The following is an 18401-nucleotide window of genomic DNA, read 5'->3' as shown; positions in this document are numbered from 1 at the left end:
AAACTAGTATGTACGTGCTTTCGGCGGGAAGGCCGCACGCAGTTTCGGCTGCATGTTCACTTCACGGCGCGTCATGCTTTCAGTCAGCGGCAGATACACGCTGTGACATAACCAGTTTGCATCGTCACGTTCAGGATAGTCGAAGCGGCTGTGTGCCCCACGGCTTTCCGTACGATAGTTGGCTGATACCGCTGTGGCGTAGGCCGTCTCCATCAGGTTATCCAGCTCCAGGCACTCAACACGCTGGGTATTGAAGTCACTGGAACGGTCATCCAGACGGGCATTCTTCAGACGCTCACGCAACACTTTCAACTCTTCCAGACCACGCGCCATCGCATCTCCTTCACGGAAGACCGAGAAGTTATTCTGCATACAGGCCTGCAACGCTTTACGCAGATCTGCCGGGTCTTCACCCGTGACGTTGTTATTCCAGCGGTTCAGTCGGGCAAGAGAAGCGTCAATTTCTTCTTCCGTAGCTTCGCGAAGCTCACCCTGCTCGGCAATGGATTCCTGCAGATGCACACCAGCAGCACGGCCAAACACCACCAGGTCCAGCAACGAGTTGCCGCCAAGGCGGTTAGCACCGTGGACGGATACGCAGGCAATTTCACCCACCGCAAACAGACCCGGGACCAGAACATCTTCGCCCTTCTCGTTCACCGTCAGTGCCTGACCGCTCACGCGCGTTGGAATTCCCCCCATCATATAGTGACAGGTTGGGATGACCGGGATCGGTTCTTTCACCGGATCAACGTGGGCAAAGGTCCGCGACAGCTCAAGGATGCCCGGCAAACGCGCTTCCAGCACCTCTTTACCCAGGTGATCCAGCTTCAGTTTAGCGTGTGGTCCCCACGGCCCCTCACAGCCACGGCCTTCACGGATTTCGATCATGATAGAACGTGCTACCACGTCACGACCCGCCAGGTCTTTCGCATTTGGAGCATAACGCTCCATAAAGCGTTCGCCATGTTTATTCAGCAGATATCCGCCTTCACCACGGCAGCCTTCGGTCACCAGCACACCCGCACCCGCAATACCCGTCGGGTGGAACTGCCACATTTCCATATCCTGCACTGGCACACCGGCACGCAATGCCATACCTACGCCGTCACCGGTGTTGATATGCGCATTGGTTGTAGACTGGTAAATACGTCCGGCACCGCCGGTCGCCAGCACGGTGGCACGCGCTTTGAAGTACACCACTTCACCATCTTCAATGTTCAGCGCAGTACAGCCGACAATGGCACCATCGGCGTTTTTCACCAGGTCCAACGCATACCATTCGGAAAAGATAGTGGTGTGGTTTTTCAGGTTTTGTTGATACAGCGTATGCAACAATGCGTGGCCGGTACGGTCAGCGGCTGCAGCCGTTCGTGCCGCCTGCTCACCGCCGAAGTTTTTCGACTGACCACCAAACGGACGCTGATAAATACGACCATCATCCAAACGGGAGAATGGCAGGCCCATATGTTCCAGCTCAAGAATCGCTTCCGGGCCGGTTTTACACATATATTCAATCGCGTCCTGGTCACCGATATAGTCGGAACCTTTGACCGTGTCATACATATGCCATTCCCAGTTGTCTTCATGGGTATTACCCAGCGCAACGGTAATACCGCCTTGTGCAGACACGGTATGGGAACGGGTTGGGAAAACTTTGGACAACAGGGCACAGGTCTGGCCCGATTGGGAAATCTGTAAGGCGGCGCGCATACCTGCACCGCCGGCGCCGATAACGACGGCATCAAATTCTCTGACTGGCAAACTCATCACGCACCCCACACAACAACGGTTCCATAAATTGCATACACCAACAGGGCTACCACAATCACCAGTTGCAGCATCATGCGCAGCGCCAGTGGCTTAATGTAGTCAGTCAGTACCTGCCACATCCCAATCCAGCCATGCACCAGAATGGAGAACAGCGTCAGAAGGGTGAAGACTTTCGTGAAGTTTGAGGCAAAAAAGCCACGCCAGATGTCATAGGTCAGGGTCCCTGACATCACGATAAAGCCGAGGATATATAGCACATAGAGGGTCATAACCATGGCGGCAGCACGTAGCAGCAGCCAGTCATGAATGCCGTTGCGACCCAGTGCAGAAGCATTGCTTACCATACGAGGACTCCAGCCAGGATTGAGAGCACGACAGTGATACCGAATGCAATTTGCGCGGAAAACTTACCCGTTTCTAAGGTTTCACCAAGGAAACCAAAGTCCATCATCATATGGCGAATGCCGCCAGCGATATGGTACGCCAGTGCGGTTAAGATGCCCCACATGATGAATTTGGCAATAAAGCTATCCATGACGGCAGAAGCCTGAAGGAAGCCTTCGGGAGAAGAGAGAGACAGACCCAGTAACCAGAGCAGAATCCCGATCGACACAAAGGTGATCACGCCGGACACGCGGTGGAGAATGGACGCAATTGCGGTTAAGGGAAACCGGATCGTAGTGAGATCCAAGTTGACAGGTCTTTGTTTTTTCACGGTTTTGCCCACACAGCTTTTCTTATTTTGCTTCCTCCGGTCCTGAAGGGGGGTCAGACAGCGTTATCTAAGTTGACCATTCGCGCCAGGCACCAAAACTACAACGTCCAGTGTCAAAAACGACGCGTATGAAACGCTGGGTGGCTCCTACTGCAGGGGAAATCCGGAGACCTGGCGGCAGTATAGGTGGATCACATTCTCATTACAATTCCCCTACAAACTCTTTGGGAACATTTCAGCGGAACAGTGATCACTCTCACGATTTTCATAATTGATACAATTTTAATTATCTGATTTGACAAAAGTTCAACATTCTTGTTACAAACGGACGAATAAAAGTTCTATGATGCACAAAAGTTATGGGGATACACTTTCCCCTAAGCACAAGTTATGTAACATTGGTTGGGATTACCCATAAAGCATCAGGTTTTGACAATAACGTAAGTCATTACCAGATCGGGTCTTTATACAACCATGCTACGCATCAGTAATATGTCATCCCGGCCAGCACGCGCCCGTCACTCTGTACCCTGCACGCAAAAAGATGCCACAGAGATGATGACCTTCTGCGCCAGACACAAGGCTGGGGAATATGACTTTCCTGGTGATAAAGATCCCTAAAATACGGCGCTAAGGAGACTGTAAATGGCTGATAAAAAAGCAACACTAACCCTGGATGGCGAAGATCCTATCGTTCTCGATGTACTGAAAGGTACATTGGGTCAGGAAGAAATCGATGTCCGGAATCTGGGTTCCAAAGGGTACTTCACCTTTGACCCCGGCTTTACTTCTACTGCATCCTGCGAATCTAAAATTACCTACATCGACGGTGATGAAGGCATTCTGCTGCACCGTGGTTTCCCGATTGATCAGTTAGCGTTGCACTCAAACTACCTGGAAGTGTGTTACATCCTGCTGAATGGTGAAGCGCCAACCGAGAAAGAGTTTGAAGAATTCAAAATTACTGTGACGCGCCATACGATGTTGCATGAGCAGATTCACCATCTGTTCCGTGGCTTCCGCCGTGACTCACATCCGATGGCAGTCATGTGTGGTGTTACGGGTGCGCTGGCGGCATTTTATCATGATGCTATGGACGTCAACATTGAGCGCCATCGTGAAATCGCTGCGTTCCGTTTGCTGTCTAAAATGCCAACCATGGCGGCAATGTGTTACAAATATTCTATCGGTCAGCCGTTTGCTTATCCACGCAACGACTTGTCCTATGCCGGCAACTTCCTGCACATGATGTTTTCCACGCCGTGTGAAGACTATGTGGTGAACCCGGTGCTGGAACGCGCCATGGACCGCATTCTGATCCTGCACGCCGACCATGAGCAGAACGCATCGACCTCAACCGTGCGTACCGCCGGTTCGTCTGGCGCCAACCCGTTTGCCTGTATCGCTGCAGGTATCGCTTCCCTTTGGGGACCCGCGCACGGCGGTGCCAACGAAGCGTGTCTGCGCATGCTGGAAGAAATCAGCACCGTTGAGCACATTCCTGAATTCCTGCGCCGCGCAAAAGACAAAAACGATTCGTTCCGTCTGATGGGCTTCGGCCACCGCGTTTACAAGAACTACGATCCGCGTGCCACCGTCATGCGTGAAACGTGCCATGAAGTGTTGAAAGAGCTGGGCATGAAAGATGACCTGCTGGAAGTGGCGATGGAGCTGGAACACATCGCACTGAACGACCCATACTTCATTGAGCGTAAACTCTATCCAAACGTCGACTTCTACTCAGGCATCATTCTGAAAGCGATGGGCATTCCATCTTCCATGTTTACAGTTATCTTTGCGATGGCACGTACCGTGGGCTGGATTGCACACTGGAAAGAAATGCATGACGACGGTGTAAAAATCGCCCGTCCACGTCAGTTGTACACTGGCTACGATCAGCGTGATTTCTCGTCAAACCTCAAGAAATAGTCTTCCTGATCGGGCATGCCCGACTCCTGCAGATATGACCCTAAGGGGCGAGGCATGCCTCGCCCCGATTTATTTCTGGCATCCCGCACACCAGTAAAATGGCCGTGATGACAGCATCGTGCGCTCAATCGTCCCGCCACAGCGCTCACATGCCTGCCCTGCCCGGTGAAATACCTTAAAACGAAACAGTGCGCCATGATGATGGTTCTCATCCGCCTGCCCGCGAGTTTGATAAGAGAGGCGCGGGACTGACAGTAAGGCGGTGACCAGCGCATCAAGCTGAGCTTCGTTTAACGATTCCGCTTTATGGTGTGCGGCCAACTGCGCCTGCCAGAGGATCTCCACGCGCAGATAATTACCCAGCCCGGCCAGGAAAGCCTGATCCAGCAGCAGGCCGCTAAACTGACGGCGGCGAAAACGCGGCGATAACAGCCGCTCACGCACCGTCTTTTCAGTCAGCGACATATCCAGGACATCCGGTCCGATCTTTAACAGGAACGGATGACTGGCCACCCCATCAGCATCCAGCAACGCAATCTCCGATGCGCTGAACAGCAGTAGCGTCTTGTCTACCGCAGCCAGACGAACACGCAGAATGCGTTTTCCTTCAGGCACACTCCCGGTTTTCACCACCCGCCAGACGCCGTACAACTGATTATGGCTGTACAACGTCAGGCCATTAGAGAAATGGGTCAGCAAGGCTTTCCCGCGGGTTTCTATTGAGACAACACGTTCGCCGATCAGCGCCTGCTGATACGTTTGCAATGCCGGATATGCGAACCAGACATCGGTCAAGACCTTGCCTTGTATTGCCTTTTCCAGTTGATCTGCCGCTCGGCGGATTTCCGGTCCCTCAGGCATAGATCCTCACTCTGAATTAATGGGTTGCGCCGCCTTCAAGGCGAATATCTTCCTCAACCGTCAAGGCAATACTGATCGCCATTTCCAGCGCCAGTACCACGGAAGCCAGAGACATGCTCGGTGTTCCCGGGCGCCCAATCGCCTGCTCGGGCGAACAGGGCACATGAATCAGCCCGGCACGTGCTTTACGCCGCCGCAGGCGATGCAACAGGCCATACATCACATGATTACAAACAAAGGTTCCCGCTGTCTGGGAAACCGATGCCGGGATACCGGCCTCACGAATGCCGGAGACAATCGCTTTAATCGGCAAGGTTTAAAAATAAGCCGCCGGCCCCGCGACGATAATGGGTTCATCAATCGGTTGGTTACCCGCATTATCCGCTATGCGCGCATCATCAATATTTATTGCGACCCGCTCAACGCTGATATCCGTGCGCCCCCCTGCCAGCGCCACAGCAATCACCAGTACCGGATCCAGCTCGTCAATCGCCTGCTCCAGTACTTCCAGCGAATGGCCAAAAACACAGGGGAGCTGTCTGGCAACCACTTTTACACCACCGATCATCCGTTCATTCAACTGGCTGGCCGCTTCCCACGAGGGGTTGATACGCGCGCCTTCAAAAGGCTCAAAACCTGTAATCAGTACCGTTTTCATCGTTCCTCACAAAAACATCAGGAAATACAACAGGAAGATATTGGCTATTAACAGTAGCACGCCCGTCGGAATCTGTGCCTTGATCACTGCGTTACGGTCAGGCAACTCCAGCAGTCTGGCGGGCACAATATTGAAGTTTGCTGCCATCGGTGTCATCAGCGTGCCGCAGTAACCACAGAACATCCCAATTGCCGCCATGACGGCCGGATTACCATGATGTTGCAGCACCAGAATGGGAATACCGATGCCCGCCGTCACAATCGGGAAAGCCGCAAAGGCATTGCCCATCACCATGGTCAGCAACGCCATCCCGCCCGCATACAGCACCACCGCAATAAAGCGATTATCCACGGCGAGATAACTTTCTGTCAGATGGGAAATCGCCGTTCCCACGCCCGCGCTGGTGAACAGCAGCCCTAACGTCGCCAGGATCTGCGGCAAGATAAATGCCCAGCCAATCGAGTCCAGCAGGCGCCTGGCCTCCTGTAAGGACTGTGCCGGGGATTCCCGCGTCATCCTCAGTGCCAGCAGCCATGCCAGCAGACAGCCAACCGACATCGAGAACAACGTAACCAGTGTGGCATGATTCCCGGCCCCGAAGACCGTCTGCTGCAGACCAGGAATATTGTTGAACATCAGTACCCCAATCACGGTAACCACCGGGATAATCAGCGCAGGCATAAACAGGCGGTTCCCCAGGCGCTCTGCCCGTTCAATACGCTGTTCCGGGGTACGCTGTGAGTAACTGCCGAGCTTAACGCCCCCCAGACCGGCAATCAGCGCCATCACGACAACCCCCACGCCAATACTGATATGCAGAGCACGCGCCCCCACCAGATCCGTGGCCCATTCCCCCACAAAGAACACCAGGCCATACAACGCCCAAAACAACCCGGTCGTCAGTCGGCGGGGATTGGTTTTATCACGCCACGACATCAGCGCCACCACCAGCAGGATGCTGCCCGCCAGCCAGTACAGATAATTTTGCTGGAACATTAGCGTTCCCCCTTCTGTTGCAGCGCACTGGCATTCAGCTTACTCAATTCGTTCGCCAGCGTTTTATCGAGGCGATGCAACCGTACTGCATGAATTAAAAACGCACAAAGCGCGGTAGGGATCCCCCACAGGGCAATATGCAACGGTTCGGTCTGGATCCCCGCGGACTCCTGCATAAAGTTATGCATAAAGATAATCGCGCCAAAGGCGACAAAAATATCCTCACCAAAGAACAGCCCGACATTATCAGTGGCGGCGGCCATGGCACGAAGCCGGTAGCGCACCGCCGGAGGCAGTTCGCCATAACGGCTCTCAGCGGCACCTTCCACCATCGGTGCCAGCAGTGGACGCACCATTTGGGGATGCCCACCGAGGCTGGTCAGCCCCAGCGCTGCGGTAATTTCACGTGCAAACAGATACACAATCATCAATCTGCCCGCCGTGGCGCTACGAATGCGCGCAATCCATGCCTGGGCACGCTCTTTCAAACCGTTGCGCTCCAACAACCCGATGATTGCCAGAGGAAGTAACAGAATAAACGGCAAATTACGGGTATTAAGGAACCCGGCACCCAGTTTTTCCAGAATATCGGCGATCGGCATCTGTGCCGCCAGACCCGTGATCAGCCCGGCAACCACCACCACAATGACCGGGTTGAACCGTAAAAGAAAACCCACCACAATGGCGGCGATCCCCGCAAGGGGCCAGAGATTAACAGCAGCGTCCATATTGACTCCTGAAACAGAAAAAAACGCCCCAACCGTGGTCAGGGCGTATAATAAGTAATCGGTATTAGCCGCTGGTCACCGCAATCTGCTGCTGGCTGAATGCCTGCCGGAGCTGTCGGGCAAAATCCAGTGCGTGTGCGCCATCACCGTGCAGGCACACCGTGTCGGCCTGAACCTTCACCCATTCGCCACTCAGGCTTTGAACCTGCCCTTGTTGAATCATCGTCAGCGTTTGGGTAATCGCCTGCTCGTTGCTGTCCACCAGCGCACCGGGCTGGTCACGAGGAACCAGTGAGCCATCGGTTTGATAACCGCGGTCGGCAAACACTTCCTGCCGGGTGATTAATCCGTGCCGCACGCCTGCGCGAATCAGCTCGCTGTTGGCCAGGCCAACCAGCATCAGTCCGGGATCAACGGCGTTAACCGCTGCGGCAATCGCATCCGCCAGCTGCGGGTCGCAGGCCGCCTGGTTGTAAAGCATCCCGTGAGGTTTAACATGAACCAGCCTGCCCCCTTCACTTTCTGTCAGTGCTTTCAGCGCGCCAACCTGGTACACCACCTGCGCATAAACGGTTTCTGCAGGAAGTTGCATGGCCGTACGGCCGAAATTTTCACGGTCAGGAAAGCTGGGATGGGCACCAATGGCGACACCGAACTCCCGTGCCCAGCGTACGGACTGCAACATAGTTTGCGCATCACCCGCATGGAACCCACAGGCAATATTGGCTGAAGAGACCAGTTGCAACAGCTCGCGGTCGCACCCCGCCCCTTCCCCGAGATCGGCATTAAGATCGACGTTCATCTGCTAACCCCCAGGCCATTTGATCCAGTGAGCGCTGCTGCTCATTGTTGGCATGCAGAGCATCGGACAGAGTACAGTGCACAAAATGGATCGGTTCTCCCAGACGCAGTTGCGCCAGATGATAAAGATCCGCTTCGATCACGCAGGCAATACGCGGATATCCCCCGGTGGTTTGGGCATCGGCCATCAGCACAATGGGTTGCCCATTAGGTGGCACTTGCACCACGCCAGGCACCAGACCGTGTGAGAGCAGGTCACGGGTAGCATCACGCTGTAATTTCCGCCCCTGTAAGCGATATCCCATACGATTACTCTGTGGGTTAAGCCGCCAGGCAGTGCGCCAGAACGCTTCCTGACTGTCTTCACTGAACTCATGATATTCCGGGCCTGGCATGGCACGCACCCGATTGCCCCACAGCAACTGACGCACCCCCGCCGGCTGGTGGAACTGGCGTGTCGGTTCGCCCAGCGGCAAAATATCACCGTCTTCCAGCTTACGTCCGGCAAAACCACCGAAACCGGCTTTCAAATCGGTACTGTCCGATCCCAGCCGCTCATCAACGCGGTAACCGCCGCTGACAGCCAGATAGCTACGCATCCCACGCAGTGGCAGACTCAACGTTAAACGCTGGCCTTTTTTCACCTCGGTGCGCCAGCCGGTCCAGACGGCTTTACCATCCAGTTCGGCGTGACAGCCTGCCCCCGCCAATGCTATCCAGCCATCGCGCTGAAATTCAGCACAAAACTGACCCAGGGTGATTTCCAGCACCGCACTGTCGCGGGGATTACCCACCAGCATATTGGCGGTTTGCATCGCCGGATGGTCCAGCACGCCGCCCAGACTGATACCGTATTTTCGCCAGCCAACACGGCCGCCATCCTGAATGCTGGTGCTCATACCGGCACGAATAATCTTTAACATACCCCCTCCTTTTGCGGCACAAAGCGCACGCGGTCGCCGGGACGCAGCAACACCGGAGGATGCGTATCCGGGGTAAAAAGTGCCGTTTTAGTGTGGCCAATCAGCTGCCATCCACCCGGTGCTGCCAACGGATAAACCCCGGTCTGGCTGCCGCCGATCCCGACCGAACCGGCGGGAACCTGTACACGTGGCTCGGCGCGCCGTGGCGTATGCAGCCGCTCATCTAACCCACCGAGGTACGGAAATCCGGGTTGAAAACCGATAAAATAGACCACGTAGTCCACCGAGGCATGGCAGGCCACCACGTCAGAGGCACTCATGCCGCTGTGGCGGGCAACATCATTGAGATCCGGGCCTGAATCACCGCCATAGACCACCGGGATTTCCATCAGCCGTGATTCCAGCGTCAGTGATTCACTGGCTTCCCACCATTGCTGTAACCACTCAATCGCATCCAGCGCGGTCTGTTGTGGATCGCTGAGGATCACGGTGATGTTGTTCATGCCCGGTACCACTTCGATCACTTCCCGGCGATTCTGCAATCGCTGCGTCAGGCCCCAGATGCGTTGCTGGCTGGCGAGGGATATTGGCGGGTCCAGCTCCAGTACGACTGCGCGTTCGCTTAACAGATAACAACGTGCTCGTTGCAAAAGGCGCCTCCTGAAAATAAGAAAAGGGAAAAACCACTCACTCCGATGGCAAAACAGAACGGCCAGTAAGAGGGTGAGCCTGGTTAATTGCAGATATGACAAACAGTTATGCGGAATTGTTGTAACGGAGTCAACCTTCAGCGCATTCCATCAGAACGCGCTGAACGATTGGAAAGGCTAGACAGGGTTATGAATGTCGATAAATGTCACGTCCAGGCCGTGCTCGTTTGCCAGCCACTCTCCCAGCGCTTTAATGCCGTCACGTTCGGTCGCATGGTGGCCAGCAGCAAAGAAATGCAGGCCCTGCTCACGTGCGCTGTGGATTGTCTGTTCAGACGCTTCACCGCTGATAAACGCATCAACGCCAAAAGCGGCGGCCTGATCGATATAGCCCTGACCGCCACCGCTGCACCAGGCCACGCGACGGATAAGCGCGGGTGCATTGTCGCCACAGTGCAGTGGCTCGCGGCCCAGTACCGTCGTGATACGTTGGGCAAACTGTTCCCCACTGACCGGCTCAACCAGCTCACCCCAGGGCAGCAGCAAGGCAATTTCACCTTTCACATCAATGCCAAACAGCCTGGCAAGCTGAGCGTTGTTGCCGATTGAAGGGTGTCCGTCCAGCGGCAGATGCCAGCCAAACAGGTTGATGTCGTTCGCCAGCAGCGTTTTCAGGCGCTGACGTTTCATGCCCCTGATAGCTGGCGCTTCGCTTTTCCAGAAATAACCGTGATGCACCAGCACAGCATCGGCCTCCAGACGCACGGCCTCATCGAGCAGCGCCTGACAGGCGGTGACACCGGTAATCACTTTTTTAATCTCGCGGCGTCCCTCAACCTGCAACCCGTTCGGGGCATAGTCTTTGTAATCCGCGCTGTTGAGTAACTGGTTAACCAGCTGTTCGAGTTCAGTATTTAGCATAATCAGTCCGTCTGTTTTCGTGCTGCTTCAAAGGCATCCAGCGTTTGCTGGCGCGCCTGTTTATGTTCCACGATCGGCAGCGGATAATCGAGACTTTGCTGACTTTTCTTTGCCCACTCGTGCGGCTGATGGATATATTTTTCCGGTACCGCGCGCAACTCCGGCAACCAGTGACGGATAAACTCCCCACTTTTATCAAAGCGCTCGCCCTGAGTGGTAGGGTTAAAAATGCGAAAATAGGGTGCCGCGTCGGTCCCTGTAGAGGCAGCCCACTGCCAGCCACCGTTATTCGCGGCCAAATCACCATCCAGCAACTGCGACATGAAATAACGCTCGCCTTCGCGCCAGTCGATCAGCAGGTCTTTCACCAGAAAGCTGGCTGTAATCATACGCAAACGATTATGCATCCAGCCAAGGCTGTTGAGCTGACGCATCGCTGCATCAACAATCGGATAGCCGGTTTTCCCCTGTTGCCACGCCAGCAGCCCCTGTTTATCGTCCCGCCATTTCACGCCTCGGGTCCAGCGTGTAAACGGTTGATGCCGACATAATGACGGCCAGGCCACCAGAAGATGACGATAAAACTCACGCCAGATTAATTCATTCAGCCAGACAAACACCTGCTGATCCTCCAGCCCACGTGGGTGCTGTTTCAGTAACCGGTGCAGACACTGACGCGGAGACAGTACACCGGTCGCCAGATAGACCGACAGGCGGCTGGTGCCATCACGGGCGGGTAAATCACGCTGCTCGGGGTACTCCGTCACAGGTTGCTGGCAAAACTCGCGCAATCGCGCAATCGCTTCCCGCTCTCCTGCCGGGAAAAGGCGAGCGTCCACTGCTTCACGCGGGTAATTGAACGCCGTTAAAGAGTGATCATGGGTATCGATCGCCCCGCCATTCCTGACATCAGGAGCAGGCAGACACTCAGGTAATCCCTCTTTCAATCGCTTCACAAACGCCCGGCTGAACGGCGTAAACACTTTGTACATCTCACGGTTGCCCGTCAGCACGCTGCCGGGCGGCAGCAACAGGCTATCGTCAAATCCCTGCACCATGACATCCTGATCAAACAACGTTCGTTCTACCATTGCATCACGCTGGCGCTCGTTCACTTCATACTGATAGTTATAGAACAGACGGTCGACACGTTGCTCCCGACAAAAGTCCTGTAACAAAGCCACCGAGGCAGTGAAATCGTCACACTCAGCGATATGTAAAGGAATGCCTTTTTTGGCCAGTGAGCGCTGGACGTCAAGCAAGCTCTGCCAGATAAATTCCGCCTGTTTCGGTGCCATATGGTGCTGCGCCCACTGCCCGGGAGTGGCGATAAACAACGCTATCACCCGGGCATTCGCTGAACGGCAGGCTGCATGGAGTGCGGAGTTATCGTTGATACGCAGGTCATTGCGTAGCCAGACCAGATGAGTTGCCATGATGCTCCCTGAGATTAATGCCCGTAGCGCAGACGCAGTGCTTCCGGATAAGGCGCAAAATAACGCTGCCCGGCCAGCCACGGGTGCGGGAATTCCGCCATATAGTGTTTCAGTAAGGTAATGGGTGCCAGTAGCGGCTGGATCCCCTGACGATAGTGGTCAATCAGCCCGGCAAGCTCCTGACGCTGGGCCGATGTCAGCTCACGACGGAAATAGCCCTGTACATGCATCAGTACGTTGGTGTGATTGCTGCGGGAGGCCACCTGCTTCATCAGGTCCATCAGCCGCTGCCGGTACTCTACTGCAAAATCTTCCAGCGATTCCCATTGATCCATTTTCGCGACAAAAGGCCCGATTTCACGGTAGGCGGGCTGAGAGTGTGCCAGTAGCAGCAGCTTGTAACGCGTATGAAATGCCATCAGTTTTGCGCGGGTCAGCCCGCTTTGCCAAAGCTGGTTAAATTCATGCAGGGCATAGACTCGCCCAACGAAATTTTCGCGCAACAGCGGATCGTGCAGGCGGCCATCCTCTTCTACGGGCAGCCAGGGCATCTGCTCCATGAGTTCCCGGGTAAACACTCCGGTTCCGGCTTTGCGGTTATTGTTATTATCTGGCTGGTAAATCCGTACCCGCTCCATGCCACAGCTGGGGGATTTTGCGCAGACAATGTAGCCACACAGATGATGTAGTTGGCTGACTTTCTCCTGCGAGAAAGATGCCATTTTTTCTGTAACAGGGGCATCCTGTCCGTTGCTGAAACAGAGTGACACCTCCCCTTCCCCGGCTTCAGTCAGGCGCAGTGCAGGTCTGGGTGTAGGTAAACCGATAGCCATTTCCGGGCACACGGGCTCGAAGTGTAAAAAGGGCGCCAGATGTTCAGCTGCGAATTCATTGCGTTTGTGGCCGCCATCAAAACGCACCTTCTGACCTAACAAACAGGCACTAATACCCACCGGAATTTTATCGCCCATAATTATACAACCTCAAATATCTTGTACAGATTTGAGTGTAGCGCAAAACACGGCGTAACAGGCAAAAAAAATCCCGCCAGATGGCGGGATTTTATGAGTGCGGGGTCAGTTAATAGAAATCACACCCGGCAGCTTCTGCCTGTGCCAGCCAGACAGGCTGATCGCTGGTTTTCACCCAGACGCGATGCAGGTAACTGTAAAAGCGGGCACGATCGGCGCGAAACAGCATAAATGGCAGCGCAGCGATGCCGATAACCAGCACCGCAGTGCGACGCATGAAAATCCGAGCAGATGAATAGTTATGATAAAGACTCATACGTCCTCCTGAGATGATTAAAAGGGTTGTGTGTAATCTGAACAAAATATACGCCTTCAGATGTAATTTTACTACTGATCCGACCACTTTTGTCGAAATAAAAACCACCAACCGCCTAAAAAATGAAAGAAGGTTACATATTCGTTAAATATTAACCTTGGAATGTGAAAAATATATCCTTTCTTTAACATCAGGGGTGAGCGCAACAATCACAGACGCCCTTCGTTCTTTTTGCTAAATTAGCCCTGTTATCATTTTTCCCGTCGTCACGCCGGTTAGCTACTGAGGTTCTGTGTCCACAATTCTGATTGTTGAAGATGAAAAAGAGATCCGCCGTTTCCTGCGCATGGCGCTGGAAGGGGAAGGTTTTCGCGTGGTTGATGCCGAAACCCTGAGCCGGGGTTTAATCGAAGCCGCCACGCGCAAACCGGAACTGGTGATACTTGACCTCGGTCTACCGGATGGCGATGGGACAGAATTTATTCGTGATATGCGCCAGTGGAGCAATATCCCGGTGATTGTGCTGTCGGCCCGTAGTGATGAGCAGGACAAAATCACCGCGCTGGATGCTGGCGCTGACGACTTCCTGACGAAACCCTTTGGTGTCGGTGAGCTGATGGCAAGAGTGCGTGTCGCCTTGCGTCATCGCCCACAGCAGGGTAACGACAGCGTGGATGTGCCAATTAATATTGGTAGCGTAACGGTGGATATTGCCGCCCGCCGGGTGATGCGCGACGGTGCGGATCTGCATCTGACGCCGATTGAATTTCGCCTGCTGGTCAGCCTGATTAACCACCCGGGTAAGGTGATGACCCAGCGACAGCTGCTGACTCAAGTCTGGGGGCCGAATGCGGTTGAGCACAGCCACTATCTGCGCATTTATATGGGGCATCTGCGTCACAAAATTGAACGCGATCCCGCCAGACCCCAACATCTGCTGACCGAAACGGGTGTGGGCTATCGCTTTATGCCATAAAAAAAGGGCTCACTGTGTGAGCCCTTCTCTTCACTGCCTGATATCTCAGGCGTTTTTCAGTACCGCACTCACAATCTCTACCGCTTCTTTCTCAATCTTCTCGCGGTGTTCAGCCCCCAGGAAGCTTTCGCAATAGATTTTATAAGCATCTTCCGTACCGGATGGACGCGCAGCGAACCAGCCGTTTTTGGTCATCACTTTCAAGCCGCCGATAGAGGCACCGTTACCCGGTGCTGCCGTCAGACGTGCGGTGATGGGATCCCCCGCCAGCGTATCAGCACTGACCATTTCCGGGGACAGTTTTGACAACGCAGCTTTTTGCGCGGAAGTGGCAGATGCCTGAATACGGTTGTAGCTCGGCGCACCAAAGCGCTGTGCCAGTTCGTCATAATGCTGCTGCGGGTTCTTACCCGTTACCGCAGTAATCTCTGCGGCCAGCAGACACATGATGATCCCGTCTTTATCGGTTGACCACGGCGTACCGTCGAAGCGCAGGAACGAAGCACCTGCACTTTCTTCGCCACCAAAACCGAAACTGCCATCGAACAGACCATCAACAAACCATTTGAAGCCAACCGGCACTTCTACCAGCTTGCGGCCCAGATCGTCGACCACGCGGTCAATCATCGCGCTGGACACCAGCGTTTTACCGACCGCGACATCTTTGCCCCACTGTGGACGATGCTGGAACAGATACTGAATCGCTACTGCCAGATAGTGGTTTGGATTCATCAGCCCCGCAGGCGTGACGATACCGTGACGGTCATAATCAGGATCGTTGGCAAAGGCCAGGTCGAACTTGTCACGCAACGCCAGCAAACCCGCCATCGCCGACTCAGACGAGCAGTCCATGCGGATCACACCATCGTGGTCGAGGTGCATAAAGCGGAAAGTCTGATCGACAGCATCATTAACGATGGTCAGGTCAAGATTGTAGAACTCCGCAATACGCTGCCAGTAGGCAATCCCTGAACCGCCCAGCGGATCAACGCCAATCTTCAGACCGGCTTTCTGGATCGCCGGAATATCAACGATCTGAGCCAGACCTTCAATATAAGGCTGGATCAGATCTTTTTCCGTCAAGTGACCGCTGGCCCAGGCCTGATCCAGCGTTATGCGTTTCACTTCTTTCAGGCTGTCTTTGATCAGAGCGTTAGCGCGATCTTCCACCACTTTCGTGACGTTCGTATCGGCCGGACCACCGTTTGGTGGATTGTATTTAATGCCGCCATCTTCAGGTGGATTGTGTGAAGGCGTGATGACGATACCATCAGCCTGAGCACCACCGGTTTTATTGTGTTCAAGGATCGCATTGGAGATCGCAGGGGTTGGCGTATAGCCGTTATCCTGCTGAACGATCACATCAACACCGTTAGCGGTGAGCACTTCCAATACCGAGATGATGGCCGGTTCAGATAACGCGTGCGTATCTTTACCCACAAAACAAGGACCGGTTATACCGTTCTTTTTGCGTTCTTCCGCAATCGCCTGCGCGATGGCCAGAATGTGCGTCTCGTTGAAGCTATGACGGCCTGCGCTACCGCGATGGCCGGAAGTGCCAAATTTCACCGCATGCTCTGCGTTACCCAGTTCAGGCTGCAGGACATAATATTGAGATGTTAATTGTGCAACGTTAATCAAATCGCTCTGCTGGGCGGGTTGCCCGGCACGGGGGTGATTGGCCATTGGCGCTTCTCCCTGACGCTTCAGTTAGAGGGTACCGCAAACTTTCTCTGTCAGCTCCACCGGGAACTGCATCGACAACATAATGTGTTCCACCATGCTGCGCTTACGGTCAGTATTTGTGTTGGTGATCACCCAATACGGTGTGCCCGGAACATGCTGCGGCTTGGTATGGGTGCCATTCTCTACCAACGTTTGCTGGTTGCCCGCGAAGTAAACACGCGTACGACCTTGCAGAGACTCAGTCGCTGCGCCAAACGTTTTGGCATCCAGACTGTATAAAGTCGATAGAATCAGCATAAAGCGATTCACTGCGCGTTTCTGCTCTGCGTACTCGTCCGAAAGCAACAGTTCACGCACCGCACGAACACGATCCTGCGGTCGGGATTCAGATTTAATACCTGCAGCAGCAGGTTCTTTTGCTGCCGCAGCAGCAGAGGTATTCGCCGCCACAGGAGCAGTTTGACCCGCAGTGAACTTCAGCATACGGCGCAAAATATCGGATGCGCTTTCACCAATATGCTGAGTGTGGCTGGCAATATAACGGTATAGCTCTTCGTCGACTTCTATCGTTTTCATCTTTATCCAGTACGGTTGTTGCTAGTATCAGAACCGGTCTTTCGGGGACAACAATCCACGCAACCATCATGACGTTGAGCCGATCCAGTTCTAACATCAGGATTATAAAGTTAAATCCCGCCAGGGTGTAGCGCCAGACCCGTTTCAGGGCAAAAGTCGGAATATGCCGCAAAAAGATCATACCCGCTATTCGCGCCAGCGGCAGAAATTGTGGGATCCATGATACCCTAAGCCTTGGTGCCAACTGTAAGAACTTTCTCTATGAATTTGAATTTTCGCCTGCAATCTGAACAATCTGCCACTGACGGGCTTCCACTGGTATTGATCCACGGTCTGTTTGGTAGCCTGGACAACCTCGGCGTACTGGCCCGGGGATTAAAAGACGATCGTCGTTTGATTCAACTCGATGTCCGCAATCACGGTTTGTCTCCGCGTGCGCAACAGATGGATTATGCGTTAATGGCTCAGGATGTCCTGGACACCCTTGATGCGATGCAGGTCGATCGTTTCAGCGTGATCGGGCACTCGATGGGGGGGAAGATCGCCATGGCTATTACCGCGCTGGCACCCAGTCGTGGTGAGGAGATCGTGGTGATTGTTATCGCTCCTGTGGCCTACACCACGCGTCATCACGACGATATTTTTGCTGCACTGAATTCGGTGACTGAGGCCGGTATCACCACGCGCAGCGAAGCCACAGCCCTGATGCGTCAGATGATCAGCGAAGAAGGTGTGATCCAGTTTCTACTCAAATCGTTCCACGAGGGTGTTTGGCGTTTCAACGTCCCGGCGCTGCTGGCATGTTATGAAAACATCATTGGCTGGCAACCGTTGGCCCCCTGGTCACATCCTGTGCTGTTCATCCGTGGGGAACGTTCTCCCTATCTGGCCGACGCGCATCGCGAAGCACTGTTAACCCAGTTCCCGCAGGCGCGGGCCCATGTCATCACTGGCGCAGGGCATTGGGTACATGCTGAGAAACCCGATGCGGTATTACGTGCAATCCGACGTTTTTTAGCGCTGTGAAAACCATTTTCGCTGGGGTATGATGGCGCGCTAAAATTTTGCCGCTGCTGATTATCAGACGGCATAACGGCCCTATTCATCAGCAATCCAGCCTTTCAGTATTACGATTCCTATGGCAAAAGAGAACACGGACCGCACAACGATCGATCTGTTTGCAGATGAACGACGTCCGGGACGACCCAAGACTAATCCGCTGACGCGTGATGAGCAGTTGCGTATCAACAAACGCAATCAGCTCAAGCGCGATAAAGTGCGCGGCCTGAAGCGTGTCGAACTGAAAATGAACAGCGACGCGGTTGATGTCCTGAATCAGTTAGCTTTCGAGCGCAATATCAGCCGCAGCGAACTGATCGAAGAAATGCTGCTGGAACAGTTGCAACGTCATCCGTCCTGAGGGTTCGGATACCTTAGCACTCAGCGACAAAACCGGCAGCATTACTCATTTATCCGCTCACGACG

Annotated in this window: 19 protein-coding genes and 1 pseudogene; 4 read left to right on the top strand and 16 right to left on the bottom strand. The window is 54.1% G+C overall.

What is annotated here, in order from left to right:
* Positions 1-3 precede the first annotated feature (3 nt).
* Genes sdhA through sdhC form a run of 3 tightly spaced genes read right to left on the bottom strand, consistent with a single transcriptional unit; the run spans position 4 to position 2500 of the window.
* Entirely contained in the window at positions 4-1770 is a 1767-nt protein-coding gene (sdhA, locus tag WH279_RS03070) for a succinate dehydrogenase flavoprotein subunit (RefSeq protein WP_200641578.1), read from the bottom strand.
* Entirely contained in the window at positions 1770-2117 is a 348-nt protein-coding gene (gene sdhD, locus WH279_RS03065) for a succinate dehydrogenase membrane anchor subunit (RefSeq protein WP_133845514.1), read from the bottom strand. Before sdhD ends, sdhA begins: the two co-directional genes overlap by 1 nt.
* Positions 2111-2500: a succinate dehydrogenase cytochrome b556 subunit gene (gene sdhC, locus WH279_RS03060; RefSeq protein WP_133845516.1), complete on the bottom strand. Its 390-nt coding sequence runs from the start codon at positions 2498-2500 to the stop codon at positions 2111-2113. Before sdhC ends, sdhD begins: the two co-directional genes overlap by 7 nt.
* A 633-nt stretch (positions 2501-3133) precedes the next feature.
* Here sdhC and WH279_RS03055 point away from each other — a divergent pair.
* Positions 3134-4417 carry a citrate synthase gene (locus WH279_RS03055; RefSeq protein ID WP_200641577.1) on the top strand — a complete coding sequence of 428 codons (1284 nt, stop codon included), beginning with the start codon at positions 3134-3136 and terminating at the stop codon, positions 4415-4417.
* Positions 4418-4486: 69 nt separating this feature from the next.
* On the opposite strand, the gene nei is transcribed toward WH279_RS03055, so the two are convergent.
* The 11 genes and pseudogenes from nei to WH279_RS03000 all read right to left on the bottom strand — a co-directional run bounded on the left by nei (position 4487) and on the right by WH279_RS03000 (position 13678).
* On the bottom strand, positions 4487-5278 hold the full coding sequence (nei, locus tag WH279_RS03050; protein ID WP_339454980.1) for an endonuclease VIII: 792 nt from the start codon (positions 5276-5278) through the stop codon (positions 4487-4489).
* A gap of 16 nt (positions 5279-5294) precedes the next feature.
* Positions 5295-5936: pseudogene (pcp, locus tag WH279_RS03045) on the bottom strand (pyroglutamyl-peptidase I).
* Between the two features lie 6 nt (positions 5937-5942).
* Positions 5943-6932: a DUF979 domain-containing protein gene (locus WH279_RS03040; protein WP_159337432.1), complete on the bottom strand. Its 990-nt coding sequence runs from the start codon at positions 6930-6932 to the stop codon at positions 5943-5945.
* On the bottom strand, positions 6932-7660 hold the full coding sequence (locus tag WH279_RS03035) for a DUF969 domain-containing protein (protein WP_339454979.1): 729 nt from the start codon (positions 7658-7660) through the stop codon (positions 6932-6934). Before WH279_RS03035 ends, WH279_RS03040 begins: the two co-directional genes overlap by 1 nt.
* A gap of 64 nt (positions 7661-7724) precedes the next feature.
* Positions 7725-8462 carry a 5-oxoprolinase subunit PxpA gene (gene pxpA, locus WH279_RS03030; RefSeq protein ID WP_339454978.1) on the bottom strand — a complete coding sequence of 246 codons (738 nt, stop codon included), beginning with the start codon at positions 8460-8462 and terminating at the stop codon, positions 7725-7727.
* Complete coding sequence (gene pxpC, locus WH279_RS03025) at positions 8446-9384, bottom strand: 5-oxoprolinase subunit PxpC (protein WP_339454977.1); 939 nt, start codon at positions 9382-9384, stop codon at positions 8446-8448. The genes pxpA and pxpC overlap by 17 nt, the downstream gene beginning before the upstream one ends.
* Positions 9378-10034 (bottom strand): 5-oxoprolinase subunit PxpB, encoded by a 657-nt coding sequence (gene pxpB / locus WH279_RS03020; protein WP_339454976.1) that lies wholly within the window; start codon positions 10032-10034, stop codon positions 9378-9380. The genes pxpC and pxpB overlap by 7 nt, the downstream gene beginning before the upstream one ends.
* Before the next feature lie 177 nt (positions 10035-10211).
* Positions 10212-10955, bottom strand: coding sequence for a type 2 GTP cyclohydrolase I (locus tag WH279_RS03015; protein WP_167864133.1), 744 nt, complete (start codon positions 10953-10955; stop codon positions 10212-10214).
* Positions 10956-10957: 2 nt separating this feature from the next.
* Entirely contained in the window at positions 10958-12391 is a 1434-nt protein-coding gene (gene phrB, locus WH279_RS03010) for a deoxyribodipyrimidine photo-lyase (protein ID WP_339454975.1), read from the bottom strand.
* A gap of 14 nt (positions 12392-12405) precedes the next feature.
* Entirely contained in the window at positions 12406-13362 is a 957-nt protein-coding gene (locus tag WH279_RS03005; RefSeq protein ID WP_339454974.1) for a YbgA family protein, read from the bottom strand.
* Positions 13363-13471: 109 nt separating this feature from the next.
* Positions 13472-13678 carry a YbfA family protein gene (locus tag WH279_RS03000; protein WP_133845539.1) on the bottom strand — a complete coding sequence of 69 codons (207 nt, stop codon included), beginning with the start codon at positions 13676-13678 and terminating at the stop codon, positions 13472-13474.
* A 292-nt stretch (positions 13679-13970) separates the two neighbouring features.
* Here WH279_RS03000 and kdpE point away from each other — a divergent pair, with 292 nt between their 5' ends.
* Positions 13971-14654 carry a two-component system response regulator KdpE gene (kdpE, locus tag WH279_RS02995; protein WP_200641566.1) on the top strand — a complete coding sequence of 228 codons (684 nt, stop codon included), beginning with the start codon at positions 13971-13973 and terminating at the stop codon, positions 14652-14654.
* A 45-nt stretch (positions 14655-14699) separates the two neighbouring features.
* Here the strand turns inward: kdpE and pgm are convergent, their stop codons facing one another.
* Both pgm and seqA read right to left on the bottom strand, forming a co-directional pair.
* Positions 14700-16340, bottom strand: coding sequence for a phosphoglucomutase (alpha-D-glucose-1,6-bisphosphate-dependent) (pgm, locus tag WH279_RS02990; RefSeq protein WP_200641565.1), 1641 nt, complete (start codon positions 16338-16340; stop codon positions 14700-14702).
* A 24-nt stretch (positions 16341-16364) separates the two neighbouring features.
* Entirely contained in the window at positions 16365-16916 is a 552-nt protein-coding gene (gene seqA / locus WH279_RS02985; protein ID WP_339454973.1) for a replication initiation negative regulator SeqA, read from the bottom strand.
* Between the two features lie 261 nt (positions 16917-17177).
* Between seqA and ybfF the strand changes: the two genes are divergently transcribed.
* Positions 17178-17942, top strand: coding sequence for an esterase (gene ybfF, locus WH279_RS02980; RefSeq protein WP_339454972.1), 765 nt, complete (start codon positions 17178-17180; stop codon positions 17940-17942).
* Positions 17943-18054: 112 nt separating this feature from the next.
* A complete protein-coding gene (gene ybfE, locus WH279_RS02975; protein WP_133845548.1) occupies positions 18055-18336 on the top strand; it encodes a LexA regulated protein in 282 nt (93 codons plus the stop codon).
* Positions 18337-18401: the final 65 nt, after the last annotated feature.

It is taken from the genome of Erwinia sp. MYb375, from assembly GCF_037479175.1.
Classification (GTDB): domain Bacteria; phylum Pseudomonadota; class Gammaproteobacteria; order Enterobacterales; family Enterobacteriaceae; genus Erwinia; species Erwinia rhapontici.
This window is presented reverse-complemented; position numbering and strand designations above follow the sequence as displayed.

Coding starts and splice junctions, on each gene's coding strand:
- sdhA (WP_200641578.1), bottom strand. CDS start 1,770: ATGAGTTTGCCAGTCAGAGAATTTGATGCCGTCGTTATCGGCGCCGGC.
- sdhD (WP_133845514.1), bottom strand. CDS start 2,117: ATGGTAAGCAATGCTTCTGCACTGGGTCGCAACGGCATTCATGACTGG.
- WH279_RS03055 (WP_200641577.1), top strand. CDS start 3,134: ATGGCTGATAAAAAAGCAACACTAACCCTGGATGGCGAAGATCCTATC.
- nei (WP_339454980.1), bottom strand. CDS start 5,278: ATGCCTGAGGGACCGGAAATCCGCCGAGCGGCAGATCAACTGGAAAAG.
- WH279_RS03040 (WP_159337432.1), bottom strand. CDS start 6,932: ATGTTCCAGCAAAATTATCTGTACTGGCTGGCGGGCAGCATCCTGCTG.
- WH279_RS03035 (WP_339454979.1), bottom strand. CDS start 7,660: ATGGACGCTGCTGTTAATCTCTGGCCCCTTGCGGGGATCGCCGCCATT.
- pxpA (WP_339454978.1), bottom strand. CDS start 8,462: ATGAACGTCGATCTTAATGCCGATCTCGGGGAAGGGGCGGGGTGCGAC.
- pxpC (WP_339454977.1), bottom strand. CDS start 9,384: ATGTTAAAGATTATTCGTGCCGGTATGAGCACCAGCATTCAGGATGGC.
- WH279_RS03015 (WP_167864133.1), bottom strand. CDS start 10,955: ATGCTAAATACTGAACTCGAACAGCTGGTTAACCAGTTACTCAACAGC.
- phrB (WP_339454975.1), bottom strand. CDS start 12,391: ATGGCAACTCATCTGGTCTGGCTACGCAATGACCTGCGTATCAACGAT.
- WH279_RS03005 (WP_339454974.1), bottom strand. CDS start 13,362: ATGGGCGATAAAATTCCGGTGGGTATTAGTGCCTGTTTGTTAGGTCAG.
- WH279_RS03000 (WP_133845539.1), bottom strand. CDS start 13,678: ATGAGTCTTTATCATAACTATTCATCTGCTCGGATTTTCATGCGTCGC.
- pgm (WP_200641565.1), bottom strand. CDS start 16,340: ATGGCCAATCACCCCCGTGCCGGGCAACCCGCCCAGCAGAGCGATTTG.
- seqA (WP_339454973.1), bottom strand. CDS start 16,916: ATGAAAACGATAGAAGTCGACGAAGAGCTATACCGTTATATTGCCAGC.
- ybfF (WP_339454972.1), top strand. CDS start 17,178: ATGAATTTGAATTTTCGCCTGCAATCTGAACAATCTGCCACTGACGGG.
- ybfE (WP_133845548.1), top strand. CDS start 18,055: ATGGCAAAAGAGAACACGGACCGCACAACGATCGATCTGTTTGCAGAT.